The sequence below is a fragment of the Microbacterium sp. TWP3-1-2b2 genome (assembly GCF_049896145.1).
Classification (GTDB): Bacteria; Actinomycetota; Actinomycetes; order Actinomycetales; family Microbacteriaceae; genus Microbacterium.
Genome location: NZ_JAFCTS010000001.1, coordinates 2,155,294 through 2,170,133, shown reverse-complemented (window position 1 = coordinate 2,170,133; position 14,840 = coordinate 2,155,294). Strand labels below are relative to the sequence as shown.

18 protein-coding genes are annotated in these 14,840 nt (G+C 65.4%); 15 read left to right on the top strand and 3 right to left on the bottom strand.

The genetic code is table 11. The features are described from left to right. Window positions 1-88: 88 nt before the first annotated feature. The 13 genes from ACP7AR_RS10760 to ACP7AR_RS10700 all read left to right on the top strand — a co-directional run bounded on the left by ACP7AR_RS10760 (window position 89) and on the right by ACP7AR_RS10700 (window position 9,504). Complete coding sequence (locus tag ACP7AR_RS10760) at window positions 89-313, top strand: hypothetical protein (protein ID WP_426185536.1); 225 nt, start codon at window positions 89-91, stop codon at window positions 311-313. 97 nt (window positions 314-410) lie between these two features. Continuing rightward, window positions 411-2,009: an ABC transporter substrate-binding protein gene (locus ACP7AR_RS10755; RefSeq protein WP_426185534.1), complete on the top strand. Its 1,599-nt coding sequence runs from the start codon at window positions 411-413 to the stop codon at window positions 2,007-2,009. A gap of 97 nt (window positions 2,010-2,106) precedes the next feature. Then, entirely contained in the window at window positions 2,107-2,808 is a 702-nt protein-coding gene (locus tag ACP7AR_RS10750) for a hypothetical protein (RefSeq protein ID WP_426185532.1), read from the top strand. Further along, entirely contained in the window at window positions 2,808-3,485 is a 678-nt protein-coding gene (locus tag ACP7AR_RS10745; RefSeq protein WP_426185530.1) for a hypothetical protein, read from the top strand. The genes ACP7AR_RS10750 and ACP7AR_RS10745 overlap by 1 nt, the downstream gene beginning before the upstream one ends. Before the next feature lie 84 nt (window positions 3,486-3,569). After that, entirely contained in the window at window positions 3,570-4,454 is an 885-nt protein-coding gene (locus ACP7AR_RS10740) for a hypothetical protein (RefSeq protein ID WP_426185528.1), read from the top strand. Window positions 4,455-4,482: 28 nt separating this feature from the next. Then, entirely contained in the window at window positions 4,483-4,881 is a 399-nt protein-coding gene (locus ACP7AR_RS10735; RefSeq protein ID WP_426185526.1) for a hypothetical protein, read from the top strand. A 71-nt stretch (window positions 4,882-4,952) separates the two neighbouring features. Continuing rightward, a complete protein-coding gene (locus ACP7AR_RS10730; protein WP_426187718.1) occupies window positions 4,953-5,654 on the top strand; it encodes a hypothetical protein in 702 nt (233 codons plus the stop codon). Window positions 5,655-5,676: 22 nt separating this feature from the next. After that, complete coding sequence (locus tag ACP7AR_RS10725; protein ID WP_426185524.1) at window positions 5,677-6,291, top strand: hypothetical protein; 615 nt, start codon at window positions 5,677-5,679, stop codon at window positions 6,289-6,291. A gap of 90 nt (window positions 6,292-6,381) precedes the next feature. After that, window positions 6,382-7,083, top strand: a complete 702-nt coding sequence (locus tag ACP7AR_RS10720) for a hypothetical protein (protein WP_426185522.1) — start codon at window positions 6,382-6,384, stop codon at window positions 7,081-7,083. After that, window positions 7,083-7,703, top strand: coding sequence for a DNA/RNA non-specific endonuclease (locus ACP7AR_RS10715; RefSeq protein WP_426185520.1), 621 nt, complete (start codon window positions 7,083-7,085; stop codon window positions 7,701-7,703). Before ACP7AR_RS10720 ends, ACP7AR_RS10715 begins: the two co-directional genes overlap by 1 nt. Window positions 7,704-7,723: 20 nt before the next feature. Then, window positions 7,724-8,113 (top strand): hypothetical protein, encoded by a 390-nt coding sequence (locus tag ACP7AR_RS10710; protein ID WP_426185518.1) that lies wholly within the window; start codon window positions 7,724-7,726, stop codon window positions 8,111-8,113. 190 nt (window positions 8,114-8,303) lie between these two features. Further along, complete coding sequence (locus tag ACP7AR_RS10705; RefSeq protein WP_426187716.1) at window positions 8,304-8,984, top strand: hypothetical protein; 681 nt, start codon at window positions 8,304-8,306, stop codon at window positions 8,982-8,984. A 31-nt stretch (window positions 8,985-9,015) separates the two neighbouring features. Further along, window positions 9,016-9,504 carry a DUF6630 family protein gene (locus ACP7AR_RS10700; protein ID WP_426185516.1) on the top strand — a complete coding sequence of 163 codons (489 nt, stop codon included), beginning with the start codon at window positions 9,016-9,018 and terminating at the stop codon, window positions 9,502-9,504. A 25-nt stretch (window positions 9,505-9,529) separates the two neighbouring features. Here the strand turns inward: ACP7AR_RS10700 and ACP7AR_RS10695 are convergent, their stop codons facing one another. Together ACP7AR_RS10695 and ACP7AR_RS10690 are read right to left on the bottom strand one after the other, a co-directional pair. Next, entirely contained in the window at window positions 9,530-10,000 is a 471-nt protein-coding gene (locus ACP7AR_RS10695) for a recombinase family protein (RefSeq protein WP_426185514.1), read from the bottom strand. A 68-nt stretch (window positions 10,001-10,068) separates the two neighbouring features. Next, window positions 10,069-11,058 carry a malate dehydrogenase gene (locus ACP7AR_RS10690; protein WP_426185512.1) on the bottom strand — a complete coding sequence of 330 codons (990 nt, stop codon included), beginning with the start codon at window positions 11,056-11,058 and terminating at the stop codon, window positions 10,069-10,071. Between the two features lie 58 nt (window positions 11,059-11,116). Here ACP7AR_RS10690 and ypfJ point away from each other — a divergent pair, with 58 nt between their 5' ends. Beyond that, a complete protein-coding gene (gene ypfJ / locus ACP7AR_RS10685; RefSeq protein WP_426185510.1) occupies window positions 11,117-11,986 on the top strand; it encodes a KPN_02809 family neutral zinc metallopeptidase in 870 nt (289 codons plus the stop codon). Window positions 11,987-12,079: 93 nt separating this feature from the next. Beyond that, window positions 12,080-13,045, top strand: coding sequence for a prolyl aminopeptidase (gene pip, locus ACP7AR_RS10680; RefSeq protein WP_426185508.1), 966 nt, complete (start codon window positions 12,080-12,082; stop codon window positions 13,043-13,045). A gap of 37 nt (window positions 13,046-13,082) precedes the next feature. On the opposite strand, the gene ACP7AR_RS10675 is transcribed toward pip, so the two are convergent. Further along, window positions 13,083-14,828, bottom strand: coding sequence for an aldehyde dehydrogenase family protein (locus ACP7AR_RS10675; RefSeq protein WP_426185506.1), 1,746 nt, complete (start codon window positions 14,826-14,828; stop codon window positions 13,083-13,085). Window positions 14,829-14,840: the final 12 nt, after the last annotated feature.

Here is a 14,840-nt window from a genome sequence, read left to right as displayed (position 1 = left end):
CTCGGGTGGTGGTTCCGCCCCTTGCGGACTGACCCCACGGCCTTCGCTGTTTCGGATCAGGTGCGAATCGATGAATAGAATCGGGAACATGAGCGGAGCACAGAGCTACTGGTACAACCTGTCGACGCAGTCGGTGGTGCGGGCCGACGAGCGCCCGTCAGAGGACACGATCGGTCCGTTCGCGACGTCCGAGGAGGCCGAGGATTCGCCGGCTGTGCTGCTGGAGCACGCCCGCGCCTGGCTCGAGAGCGAGGAGAGCGAGCCGTTCCGTGCGATGGCCGAGGAGAGCGGCGACGACGCCGACTACGCGTGACGGCGGTATGAGGGGGAGGCGCCGCGTCGCGGCACTGACGGCTGGCGCGCTCGCAGTCGGTCTGACCGCGTGCACGCCGGCGTTGCCGGAAACGGTCGTGGAGGGAACGACTGTCGTCGTCGGCTGGACGGGACAGTTCACGTCAGCGAACGCAGCGGCGTCTCCCACCAGGGGCAACGTCGACATCGCCGCGATGACCCGGGGCCGCTTCGGTGACGTTGTCGACGGCGACTTCGTCCCCGACGAGGGCTTCGGCACGGTCGAGATCGTCAGTGACGACCCCTTCACGGTGCGATACGACCTCACCGAGCCCGCGTGGTCGGACGGCATCCCTCTTGACGCAGCCGACCTGCTGCTCGGCTGGGCGGGCGATGCCGGGTACTTCCCCGACGCTGATGACGCTGAGACGGATTCTGTGGCGCCGAAGGTCCCGGTCGTCGACGAGTTCGCGCGCTCGATGGACGTGACCTTCGAGCAACCCGTCAGTGAGTGGCAGAGTGCCGTGAGTGCACCGGTACCCGCACATGTCCTCGGCACCCTCGCCTTCGGCATCGACGATCCGATGGAGGCGAAGCAGGCTGTCATCACCGCGATCCGTACGGCGGACGATGCGGCGATCGAGAAGATGGCCGCGGTCTGGAACGAGGGCTTCGAACTCGGCGACGCCACGGAGATCCCTGCTGAGATGCTGCTCTCCAGCGGCCCCTTCCTCGTCGATGCGACGGACTCGGGTGAGGGCGAGGCGCTCACGCTCGTCCCGAACCCGGCGTATCGCGGACCGGTCACGCCTCAGGTCGCCAGAGTCGAACTCGTGCCGCAGGGGGATGACCCGCTGGCCGTGGTCGGCGACGAGCTCGACGTGATCCAGGTGGCCCCGGTGGCGGCGAATCATGATGCTGTGCGTGAACTCGAGCGCAAGGATTTCGTGGTCAACACCACGAACGACGGCTCTGTCTGGACGATGCTGCTCAAACCCGCCGGGCTGTTCAGTCGTGTTCCCGCCCGCACCGCGTTCATCCACGCGGTGCCGCAGCGGGATCTGACGGACCGAGGCGGCGGCGCGTGGGCGGCCGCGTTCGCGCCCAGCACGTCCATGATCACCGCACCCGGGTCGCGTGCCTACGACGTCGTGAACGAGGATTCCGGCTTCTTGCAGACGCTCGGGGCGACCGATACCGAGCCTGACCTGGAACGCGAGAGCGCCGGCATCGCTGCAGGGACGCGAGTGTGCGTGCTCTACGACCGCGCCAGCGTGTTCGCCGTCGGCGCGTTCGCCGCCCTTCGAGATGCCGCGGCCGAGGCCGGCTGGAATGTGATCGACTGCAGCGCTGAAGATTTCGATGCCGCGTTCGAACAGCGCACCTGGGATGCTGCGATCACGCGCGTGCCGATCCCGCGCACGCCGGAGCAGATCGCCGCGCAATGGGGCAGCGAGAGCTCAGCGTCGATCATCGGTCAGACGGACCCCGACCGCGATGCTCTGATCGCTCAACTCGCTCAGACCACTGACGTCTACGAGTCACGAGAGCTTCTGGCGCAGATCGAGGCGACCATCGTTCGAGCAGCCGTCGCATTGCCGCTCGCGGCGAATCCCGTCCTCACCGTCGTCGATCGCGGCACGACAGGAGTCGTGACGCGCAACGGGACGATGGCGACGCTGACCTCGGGTGCTGCCCAGTGGGCGGTCGTGGAGTGAGCGCCCAGGCTGTTTTCGCTGCGCCGTGGGCTGTTCTCCCCATCGCACGGGGCCGAACTCGACCCGTAAGGTCATCTGTGGAGGTTGTGCCGTGGGAATGATGTTGCCGAATGAGCTTGTCTGGGTGATGGAGAAGCTGGGCTTCGATTGGCCGGATATCGACGAGGACGAGGTGCGCAAGGGCGCCGTACTCGTGCGCGATCTGGGGACTGATCTGGAGACGGTGATTCAGGCAGTCGACCGCAAGGTCAATGGCGACCTGGGTGCGGCGATGCGAGGTAACACGGGGCCGGCGACGTTGAGCGCGTGGAACACGAATCGGTCGCAGAACATGCAGAAGCTGATCGACATCATGCCGCCGGCTGCCACGGCGATGGATGTGGGTGCTGATGCGATCTTCGCGTTGAAGATGAAGGTGATCCTCGATGTGACGACGACGATGATCGCCTTGGTGGCGATGCTGACGAATCCGGTCACGGCGTTGGGTGCGGGGCCGATGCTGCTGATCAAGAAGAAGCTGCTGAACGCGGCGGTGGACATCGCGGTGGAACAGCTGCTGAACCAACTTCTGCCGATGGCGATCGAGCCGATGACGGAGCAGCTCCCCGCAGTGATCGATGCGATTCTGGATGCGCCGATGGTCGAGGGCGCCGTGGGCGACTCGGACGAGTTCTACACGGATCTGCAGGCGTTGGAGGATGCGCAGACCGAGATGCAGCTTCATGGCGCGGATATCTCGACCTTGACGTCGACCTTCTTCACGGAGTTCTCCGCGCTCGATTTCGGAGGGGACGACTGATGAGTATGAAACCCGTTATTCGCCAGCTGAAACAGGCGGTCGGTGATGCCGGTCGCCATCTGGACGAAAAGCTGTATCAGTTCACCCAGAAGATGTGGACCCATCTCGACGATTTCTCGAGGAGGGTCAAGGGCATCGACAAGTACGAACCGAAGCATGCGAGCCCTGTTCAGCGCGACTGGCGAGGGAAGTGGCACATCGACAGGAACGCGCAGCAGGATCTCATCGATCGCAAGCGCAATGGGGAAACTCTGCCCGACCCCGATCGTATGCTCCCCGAGCGCTATCGCACGGAGCACCTCTCTCAGTTCGACAATGGTGGATCGCGAATCCAATCGAAGTCGGGCTATGAGCGGTACGGCCCGTTCCGATCCGACGGCGATAACACCACGTTCCTGATGCCGACCGACCAGGTCCAGCACGTACTCGACAATGCCAACGGCGATCTGAGCCTGATCGAGTCTCAGCTCGGCCTCAACCCTGGAGACCTCGAGGCGCCGCTCGTGCACGTGGAGTTCCCGACGCTCACGTCCGCTGACGTGCGCATGCCCAGCGGCAACGAGACCGGTGCGAACAACAGCTGGATTCCGTACGGTCACCTGCCGACGGGAATCTCTGAGGCCGTCCACGGCGACAGTGGCCTGCCGCACGTCGGCCATGACATCAAGCTCAATTGATGTTGCAGGGGATGACTAGTGTGGAAGGGGCAGTGCTGCGTGGCAGTCAGCCGCGATCGGCCACGTTCCTGAAGGGTACGACCAATGACTGATATGTCCGATTACGCCGCCGTGCGCGACCAGCTCCGGCTGCAGATGTTCGATGCCACTGAGCTGGGCATCCTCGACCTGTCCACATCGGCGGAGGAGATGCCGCGGGTGCAGTTCGTGGCGGCCGAGGTGTACATCGGTCTCCAGGTCGGTGACGAGGCCTTCGTGACTGTCGCGCAGGCCGCTGGTTGGGGCGTGTCCTTCACCGATGCGTTGAAGTCGGCGTTCGACTCGCTGCCTCCGCTCGAGATCGGTGCGGATCGCGGTGTGATGGAGATCACCGATGAGCAGCAGGTCGCCGCGTTGTTCCTCGATCCCTCTCGCGCAGCTGGGCTGCGAGTCTCGGGTGACCTCGCGATCGTGCCGCTGGCGCAGACGCGGGTGGTCATCACAGGCACTGACGACGAACACGGCTTCGGTCGAGCTGTCGAAGTGGCAGACCAATTGCTCGCAGAGGGTGCGCGTCTGGCGAGCATCCATCCGATCGGTAGTCAGAACGGCGAGTGGTTCCCGTTCCCATGGCGTGACCGGTTCCCCGCGCTGGCGAGCGCTATCAGCCGCATCACACGCGAGTTCGGGGTCCGCGCGTACAGGGAACAGGCCTCCGCGCTGGACGCGGGCGACGTCCGCGTGCTCGAGCCTAAGCTCGACAAACTCGAGACGGGGGTCACAATCACGTTCGCGACCTGGCTCAGCGGCACTGCGGCATTGCTGCCCGTCGTGGACAACGTCATCATCGCCAGCGCTCAGGGCCAAATCGGCGTCATGGGTTTCGCGCAGTTCATCGAGCAGGCCGGAGATGCGGTCGTCCGCACCGAGCTGGCGCCCATTCGCTATTACATCCCTGATGCGCTGAAGATCACCGCGAATGGAAGCTGAACCCCCGCACGGCTCGCAAGCTATTGAGGTGAGTCGCGACGGCATCGTGCGCGATGCGACGGTCGTGTGGCGGTTTGAACGAACGAGTTGGGTTGTGGAGATCGTCTCTGCCGGCTTCGGCAAGGCCGAGGCACAGGCAGACGATGCCTTCGAGGCGCTCTGCCTCATACGAGAAGAACTCGAGCCGTTCGGGTGGCGGATCGGTGTCGCGGGTGCGCAGGCTGATGTGTGGCCGAGCGGAATGGCCCGTGACCAGGGCGGAGGCCTGCGGGCCTACCGGATGACGCCGGAGCGCGTCGGGGATCTCGTGGACACCTTCGAACCGGTGGATCCCGCGACGGTGACCACGGTGGCTCTGCAACGGGCCGAAACCGATCGGCTCTACGAGGAGATCCGGCGCCGCAGCGCACGGACTGATCCGTCATGATGGGCTGATCTCCCCATCGCGCATTCGGCTTCGCGGTCGATAGCGTCGTTGCGGAGGTGGTCGCCGTGGGAATGATGCTGCCGGACGAGCTGATCTGGATCATGGACAAACTGGGCTTGGAGTGGCCCGACATCGACGAGGACGAAGTGCGCAAGGCCGCGGATCTCGTCCGCACCTACCGCGACGACATGGAGACACTCGTCCAGGCCGCCGACCGCCGCATCAACGGCGACATCGCGGCCGCGATGAAGGGGAAGATCGGCACAGCGCACGTGGCGGCATGGAATCGGAACCGCTCCGAGAACGTGCAGCAGCTGCTCGACATCCTCGGCCCGGCGTCCACCGGCATCGATCTGGCGGCAGACATCGTGCTCGCCCTGAAGATCAAGGTGATCGCCGAGATCACGTTGACGCTGGTCCAGCTCATCCCGCTGCTGGCGGCAGGACCGCTCGGGGCAGGAGGGGCCGCCGTGCTGATCATCGCGCGCAAGAAGCTCTTCTCGATGGCGATGGAGGCGACGCTCGAACAGGTCGTCAACGAGGTGCTGCCTCTCGCTCTTGAGCCTCTGGCCGGACAGGTGCCCGGCATGGTGATGGCGCTCCTGGATGCCCCGGTCGTGGAAGACAACGTCGGCGACGTCGACGAGTTCTACGCGGATCTGGTGGCGTTGGATCAGGCCGCTGACGACATGGACGCGAACGCAGTGGACGTCGAAGACCTCACCGACCGCCTGTTGGCGGACATCGCCAATCTTCAGATATCAGGGGCGTGAGCGCATGCAATTGAAGAAACTCATGAAAGATCTCGTGGACGCTGTAGACGGCGCCGGTCGCGAGTTCAAGACCGGGTTCGCCGGCGCATTCCGCAAGCGCGGCGGGAGGCACCGTGCGGATGCGGACGCCGTCCGCGGCCTGGATCGCAGCGGCAGGGACAGCGTCCCTCGGCACCGTGCGGAGCCGCCGACGTCGCACGCGAAGAAGTACGACATTCTCAGTGATGTCAGTCGAGGTATCGAAACGCACGGGCACGTCCCACGGCACGCGAATCCCGATTACAACACGATGCAGGATCTCGGCCGTTCGGTCGGCAAGAGCGTCCGTGACATTCCTGGTGACATCGTCGACGAGGTCAAAGGGGTGCCCAAGACGGTTCCGAAACAGCTCGTCGAGGAGCTGTATGAGGATGCCATCGGACAGGATGACCCCGACAAGTACGGTCGGGCGACCGGCGACATGCGGTTCCTCGCACCGTCAAGCGAGTCTCGCGACCTCAGCGCGCTCAGCCAGAGCGAACTGGAAGTCCGCTTCGGTTTGGAAGCGGGTGCGCTGGACGGCGCGAGCATCGAGGTGAAGCCGGTTCAGGATTCACGCTTCGTCAGCGTCGAGATCGACTATCCAGGACGCGACTGAATGCGCACCCCGCCGGGTGGGAAGTGCTACCCATAGTGATCTGCTCCTCACCTGCCTAAAGTCGATGCAGGAGGAGGTGCGATCGTGGGAATGATGTTGCCGAATGAGCTCGTCTGGGTGATGGAGAAGCTCGGTTTCGAGTGGCCGGATATTGACGAGGACGAGGTGCGCAAAGGTGCCGTCCTGGTGCGGAACCTCGGCACGGACCTGGAGACGGTGATCCAGGCGGTCGACCGCAAGGTCAATGGCGATCTGGGTGCGGCGATGCGAGGTCAGACGGGGCCGGCGACGTTGAGCGCGTGGAACACGAATCGGTCGCAGAACATACAGAAGCTGGTCGACATCATGCCGCCGGCTGCGACGGCGATGGATGTCGGTGCTGAGGCGATCCTCGCGTTGAAGATGAAGGTGATCTTCGACGTGACGACGACGATGATCGCTCTGGTGGGGATGCTGACGAACCCGATCACGGCGTTGGGCGCGGGGCCGATGCTGTTGATCAAGAAGAAGCTGTTGAACGCCGCGGTCGACATCGCGGTGGAGCAGTTGATCGAGCAGTTGGCGCCGATGGTGATCGAGCCGATGGCGGAGCAACTGCCTGCGGTGATCGATGCGATTCTGGATGCGCCGATGGTGGAATCCGTGGCGGGCGATTCGGACGAGTTCTATGCGGATCTGCAGGCCTTGGAGGATGCGCAGGGAGAGATGAAGCTGCGTGGTGCGGATATCTCGACGCTGACGTCGACGTTCTTCACCGAGTTCTCCGCTCTCGACTTCGGAGGAGACGACTGATGAGCAAGGCAGCACGCGAGGTCATGCGGAAGGTGAAGAACGCGGTCGACGATGCGGGCGGCGATATGAACCTCAGGCTGGCCCAGCTCACCGACAAGATCAACGAGCATCTCGACACTTTCGTCAAGAAGGTGAATGACACGGATAACTTCGGCAGTTCTGTGACAACCCGAGACAGGAACACGAAGCGGACGTACTTCGATCCCGGCAACAGGCGGCCGGTCCAGGAGGAAGGCACGATCCTCGACGACTTCGGAAGCAGCGATCGCGGCGACAACGCCACCGCGATCGGTCAGCTCGGCATCGACGGCGACGACGGCGGGCACCTCGGCGGGCATCGCTTCTTCGGGGACACACCGGATGAGGGAATCGTGCCCCAGGCTGCGAACCTCAATCGCGGTGCGTGGAAGAAGATGGAGAACGAGTGGGCCGATTGGGTGGCGGAGGGCTGCCGTGTCGACTATCGCATCTCCGTGGATCCCCCCGGAGCAGTTCGACCTGATAACTTTCAAGTCGCGTATGTGGTCTCTGACCCTGAGACCGGTGAAATTCTTGAGACTCGCAGTCCGAGCTTCGAGAACGTCAGCGGCGAGTCATTCGACCGCATCAACAAACGCTGAACAGCTCCGAAAGGAAACTCATGCCCGAGAATGTGACGTCCGATCTTCTTCATGCCCTCGTCGACAAGATGGCGGGCCCCAGCGTCGATTGGGACGGCTGGAGCTCCCTGGCGATGATCCTGGAGTTCCCCGACGGGACATTCAACGAAGCGCACGGCTTTCTCTACTCACCTGACGGCACCATCTCGGCGGTGGCGGCCGATGCGTGGGCCGTCAAGCCGGCAGTGGACGCATACATGAACAGCTACTACAAACCGGATGAGACGCTTCCGGTGCAGGTGCTCGTGCAGCTCGACCGCACGAACGGGAAGTACAACGTGACCTTCGAAGACACCGATGCGACACGGTGGAAGATGACCCCGCGAAATCGCAAGGAATTCCGCGAAGGACTGCGCCCCGAGTTCGACTGACGTAATCGCGTCGGCGGGCGATCCGCGCAATGGTCCACGGTGTATCGGCCACCCGTGGCAAGATGTTCGCGGAGGGGGTCGATACGTGACTGAGCCTGAAGCTGCCACGACGCTGGACGAGGATGCCGAGAGGAGCGCGGTGCGAGAGCCCGCACCGCTGCGCCTCGAGTTCGCCGGTGAGTGGCATGACATGCCTACGGGGCGCCCGTTCATCATCGGACGAGAGGGCGACCTCGAAGTCGACGACAACCCCTACCTGCACCGGCACTTCCTGGAATTGCAGCAGCGCGACGGGCTGTGGTGGCTGGCGAACGTCGGAGTGCGTCTGGCCGCCACGATCTCCAGTGCCGGAGGGGCTGTGCAGTCGTGGCTGTCCCCGGGGGCGCAGATGCCACTCGTCTTCGAGCGAAGTGTGATCGTGTTCACCGCCGGGCCGGTGACCTACGAATTGAGCCTGCACACCGAGCAGGCCCCGTATGAGGTCTCTCACCAGGTGCAGACGTCGATGAGCGGCGAGACGACGGTTATGCCGGCGAGCTTCACCGTGCTGCAGAAGCAACTCATCGTCGCGCTCGCCGAACCGATGCTGCGCCGGGAGGGCGTCAGCATGAACGAGCTGCCGTCATCGAGCGATGCTGCCAAGCGCCTCGGATGGACGATGAGTAAGTTCAATCGAAAGCTCGACAACGTCTGCGACAAGCTGGATCGCATGGGCGTGCAGGGTCTTCGGGGAGGCCCAGGCAAACTCGCCACCAATCGACGCGCACGATTGGTCGAGTACGCGGTGACCTCACAGGTCGTCACCCGTGCGGATCTGCCTCTTCTCGACGATGAAGCGCTGCGAAATCAGCCGGATTCCGACGGCGATTGAGTCGGATCGTTCCGATGCCGGAAGGAGACTCATGAACGAGGAATGGGAGCGCTTGTGCGCGCTGCTCGACGACGACGCGGAGCTGGTGCCCGCAGTGCGCCTGGCCGTCGATCGTCCCGCGGACTACTACGCGGCGCACGCCGACGAGCTCCGCGCACGCGGCATCGAATCCGCCGATGATGTCGACCCTTGGCTCGTCATGATCGACGGGCTCGACGATGCAGGCGCGCTCGCCTACCTGGATCGGAAGGACAGCGGGGCGCAGCTCGCGGATGCTTTGGTGGAGCTCCCTCGAATCTTCGCGACCGGGGTCGATCTGGATCCGGTCGGAGACATCGAGACGGACCTGCCGACCGCCGTGGCAGTCGCGAACGGGATCCTCGATGCGCACGGGCTCGCCCTGGTGTACCTCGACGAGGATTCCGACGCCTACCCGCTGGTCGCCGTCGCCGCCGATGACGCCGAGCAGATCGTCGCGCTCGCGAGCACTCTCGGACACATCGCCCGAACTCACCCCTGACCGAGGCTCCCGACCGGCGACGCGATCAGCGCATCGCGTCGGCGAGGTGCCGGGAATCATGGCTCAGCACTTTGACCATGATGCCGCGCTGTCGAAGCTCGGTGATCGTGCGAGTCTCTTCGTCTCGGTCTCGGCCCAGCGCATGTGCGTTCGCGACGACCAGAACGTCGCCTTTCCTCAGGGAGGAGATGAATCGCGCCAGGCGATCGCTCCAGCTCTCGAGGATCTCAGGTGCCGGATGGCGGAACCCCTCGATCGGAACGCCGAAGCGCGTCAACTCGTCGCGTTGCTCGACGACGGTCGGCATGCCATCGCGCGAGATGACCAACCCGACGAGGCGTGACCCCTGCGGGCGGGCGTGCCACCACTCGTGATCGTGCTGCAGTTCTGTGAAGCACTTCTCGCACTCGGTGGCCGCATGCGGCAGGTGCAGCGGACTCGTCATCGGCTCGCCGACGTGATGGTTCCCGGTCGTCAGATCAGTCGAATCGCTCATCGGCGCACCTCCAGCATCCATTCTGCCCTGCGCCCCTGACCAGCGGGTACCCGCACCCGAAGATCGGGCTACAGGACGCCGAGTGCCCGCACCGCTCCCCGCTCCTCGACGAGCTCGGCGACGGAGGCATCCACTCTTGCGCGCGCCCACTCGTCGAGCTCGAGTCCTTCGACGATCTGCCATACGCCGTCGACGGACCGCACGGGGAAGGACGCCACGAGGCCCTCCGGCACTCCGTACTCACCGTGCGAGACGACGCCGGCGCTGGTCCAGTCATCCGTTCCTCGCACCCAGTCGCGAGTGTGCTCGATCGTCGCGTTCGCGGCGGACGCCACGGAGGATGAGCCCCGTACCTCGATGATCTCCGCTCCGCGCTTCGCGACCCGAGGGATGAACGTCTGTTCGAGCCACGCGCGCACATCGCCCACGCGCTCCTCCAGCACGTCGACCGCGGGACGACCGTGCACAGTGGCGTGCGAGACATCGGGGAACTGCGTCGCGGAGTGGTTGCCCCAGATGGGCACGCGGCGGACGCTCGACACCGGTGCATCCACTGCGAGTGCGAGCTGAGCACGGGCGCGGTTCTCGTCGAGTCGCGTGAGCGCGGTGAATCGCTCGCGAGGCAGGCCTTCGGCGGATGCCGCGGCGATCAGCGCATTCGTGTTCGCCGGGTTGCCGACGACCGTGACCCGCACGTCCGCCGCGGCGTGCTCGGCGATCGCCTGGCCCTGCGGCCCGAAGATCCCCGCGTTGGCAGCGAGCAGATCCGCGCGTTCCATGCCGGGGCCACGCGGCCGCGCGCCGACCAGCAGGGCGAGATTCGCCCCGTCGAACCCTGTGGCCGCGTCATCTGTCACCTCGACATGCTCGAGCAGATCGAACGCGCCGTCCTGCAGCTCCAGTGCGGCGCCTTCGGCAGCCCCGAGCCCCTGCGGGATCTCCAGCAACCGCAGCCGCACCTTCTCATCGGGGCCGAGCAGGTCTCCGGCCGCGATGCGGAACAGCAGCGCGTATCCGATCTGTCCGCCTGCACCTGTGATCGTGATCGTCGTAGCCATGACACGAGCCTACGACTGGAGGCCGAAAGTGGGGCGGTGCTCGGAGTACTCTCATCCCATGACGTTCAACCCTGACTCCGACATCTCGGGACACCGGACGCGTCGCCCTGGGCGGACAGCTGCGGTCGCCGGCGGCGGCGTCGGTCTCCTCGCGATCATCGCGCTGCTGGCAGGGCCCCTGCTGGGCATCGATCTGTCCGGATTGGTCGGCGGCGGATCTCAGGGAGGCGGGGCGCCGGAGTCCGGCAGCACCGTGCTCGCCTGCGAGACGGGAGAGGACGCGAACGCGCAGGATGACTGCCGCATGGCAGGAGCTCAGGTGCTCCTGGACGACTACTGGGCACAGCATGTCGAGGGATACGTTCCGCCTCAGCTGTACGTCTTCGATGGGCAGACCACCACGCAGTGCGGCACGGCATCCAACTCGGTCGGGCCGTTCTACTGCCCACCGGAGCAGGGCGTGTACATCGACCCCGACTTCTTCCAGATCATGCGTCAGCAGTTCGACGCATCCGCGGGCGAGCTCGCACAGCTGTACATCGTCGGCCACGAATGGGGCCACCACATCCAGAACATCACCGGAACGATGACGCAGTACCCGAACAACGGCACCGGCCCCGACAGCAACAGCGTACGGACCGAGCTGCAGGCCGACTGCTATGCCGGTGCGTGGCTGGCCGACGCCGCCACCCTGGAGGATGAGAACGGGGTCGAGTACCTGCAGACGCCGACCGAGGCGCAGCTGACCGATGCGCTCAACGCGGCGTTCACGGTGGGCGACGATCACATCCAGGAGCAGTCGGGTTTCAGCAACCCTGAGTCGTGGACGCACGGCTCCAGCGAGCAGAGACAGCGATGGTTCGCGACCGGCTATGAATACGGACTGGGCAGCTGCGACACGTTCGCCGTCGACGGCACCGAGCTCTGAGCCCGGCCTGCACGGGTCCTCTGAGACTGGGCGGTACGGTGGAATGAGCGTCGCAAGGCGCGGAGGAATCGCTGACCGGGGGGCCAGAAGACGATGAAACTGGATGCACTGTATCCGCCGATCGAACCGTACGACAGCGGAACGCTGATCGTGGGTGACGGTCAGCGCGTCGCATGGGAAGTCAGCGGTAACCCGGAGGGCAAGCCGGTCGTCTTCCTCCACGGCGGTCCTGGCAGTGGCGTATCGGCGTGGCAGCGGCAGTTCTTCGATCCGGAGAAGTACCGCATCGTGCTGTTCGATCAACGCGGATGCGGCAAGAGCACCCCGCACGTGAGCGAGCCGGACGCCGACCTGCGGTTCAACACCACAGCGCACCTGATCGCTGACATCGAACTGCTGCGCAGGAATCTCGGCATCGCGAGATGGCTCGTCTTCGGCGGCTCATGGGGGAGCGCTCTTGCACTCGCCTACGCGCAGGCCCACCCGGATGCGGTGAGCGAGCTGATCCTGCGCGGCGTGTTCACGCTCAGGCGTGTCGAGCTGGAGTGGTTCTGCGACGGTGGAGCCGCGGTGCTCTTCCCCGACCTGTGGGAGGAGTTCATCGCTCCGATCCCCGTGCTCGAGAGAAGCCGGATGACAGAGGCGTACCACCGCAGGCTGAGCGATCCCGACCCGGCCGTGCACGTGCCGGCAGCCCTGGCCTGGGCGAAGTGGGAAGCATCGATCGTCACGCTTCGGCCGGACCCCGACGTGATCGCATCGATGACCGAACCCGCTGCAGCGGTCGCGCTCGCGCGGATCGAGAACCATTTCTTCCTGAACCGTGGCTGGTTGAGCGAAGGGCAGCTGATCGCCGGTGTCGACAGGATCCGGCACATCCCCGCCGTCATCGTGCAGGGCCGCTACGACGCCGGCACGCCGATGATGACCGCGTGGGACCTGCACCGCGCGTGGCCGGAGGCGGAGTTCGTGATCATCGACGATGCCGGGCACGCCGCATCCGAACCCGGCGTCCAGCAGGCGCTGCGCGACGCGGCGGATCTCTTCGCGGACGACTAGTTGCCGGTGTCGAAGCGCCCGGCCTCCCGAACGGCCTTCAGGCGCGGAGCGCCCGCACAAGAGTGCGCACGAGGCCCGGCACGCCGCCGTCCGCCCGGAAGCGCGTCAGGCCCTCAGACACCTCGGCCCCGGTGCGTGCTGAGACGAACCACGGCGGCTTCGGCAGGATCGTGAATCGTCCGCCACCGTTCGCGACCGGCAGTGACCGAGGAAAAGGCCGGAACGGGCCATGCACGACGGATCGCTCGACGCGATCGAGCAGCAGGGCGTTGTGCACGACGCCCATGCCGCTGCCGACGTCCGCGATCGTGGAGCCGGGGAACGCGCCCCAGGTGAGTGTCGGGGTGATGAACCCGAACGCGGTCCAGGCGTTGATCGCGATCGAGCCGTAACGCAGCCGGGCGATCGCACGCTCGAAGCCGCTGCCCAGGGACTTCTGCGTTGCGGGGTCGATCAGCAGGTTCGCCCCCAGTGTGCCCTGCAGCTCATCGTTCGCATGGGTGACGGCAGCGTCCAGGAACTCCTGCCCTGTGCCGCCGACCTCGACGACGCCCAGCACAGGGGCGAAGTACTCGGTGTTCTGCAGTGCCGTCGCATCCTGGCCCTCACCGATCTCGACGAGGAGCCTGTCGCCGAGCACGAGAGCATCGGGGTAGTCGTCTGAAGCCTGCTGCATCCGTGCCTCAGCGCCCGGGTACCAGGTCGGGCGGTCGGGCGCTTTCGCATAGGCGCGACGCAGCGCGGTGCGGAAGGCACCTGCCTGCTCCCAGTCCGAAGACATGATCACGACCTGGCCGGCGATGCAGTTGTGTCCGCAGTTCTGCAACCGCATCGTGGCGATGTGCTCGGCCTGGAATGTGATGTCAGCGTCGGTCCAGTCGCCCGGCACGACGATGATCGGTGAGACGCCGCCGAGCTCTGCCGTGATCGGCTTCTTCAGCAGGGGACGGTTCTCGCGCCGTCGCCGTTTTCCGGCGGATCCTGCGCCCCACACGATCGCGTCGAACGTCGCCGCCGACCCGGTGATGTGCACGTGTGCGAGCTTCGGGTGCGCCGTCAGATACGAGCCGACATCGCCGGCACCTCTGACGATCCGAAGGAATCCCGGCTCGATCAAGGGCGCGAACGCATGCTCGAAGACCGACACGAGAGCGTCCTGTGTCGGATTCACCTTCAACAGCGCAGTGCGGTTGTGAGCGAGCAGCTCGTAGAGCACGTCGAGGACCGGGATCGACGAGACGTTGCCTGCGCCGAGAACGAGACCCACCCCGCCGGATTCAGCCGGCGTGCGCTGAGCAAGACCGGCGCCCGCACGGGCGGCACGTGGTGTGACGCCCGGCTCGAGCCAGACCTCTCCGGTGAAGCCTGACAGCAGCGCCTTGTCGATGCCCGTCAGGGGGAACGCATGCACCCGGGTTCGTCCTCCCGGTGCCCTGTCGATGCGGATTCCTTCGAGCGGATTGCGGCCTTCGGCCAGTCGCGACAGCGTCTCGACGTAGGCGTCGAGCGCGCCGAGCGTGCTGTACGGCCCAGACAGCCATTCCTCGCCGCGCAGCGGATGGCTTCCGTTGAGCCCCTTGGATACAGCGGCGGTGTGCGCCCACTCCTCGGCGGACGCTGCGACGGCGGTCCGCACGGCACGCAGCAGTGTCGCCCGCTGTCCGATGGTAAGAGCCGACCAGCTGCGCGCGCCCGCGTCGAGATCGTCGATCGCGGCATCCAGACGCTCGCGATCGGCTTCGTCGAGTCCGCGTGCGGGGTTCACGGTGGTCGCTGACGTCATCGGCATCTCCTT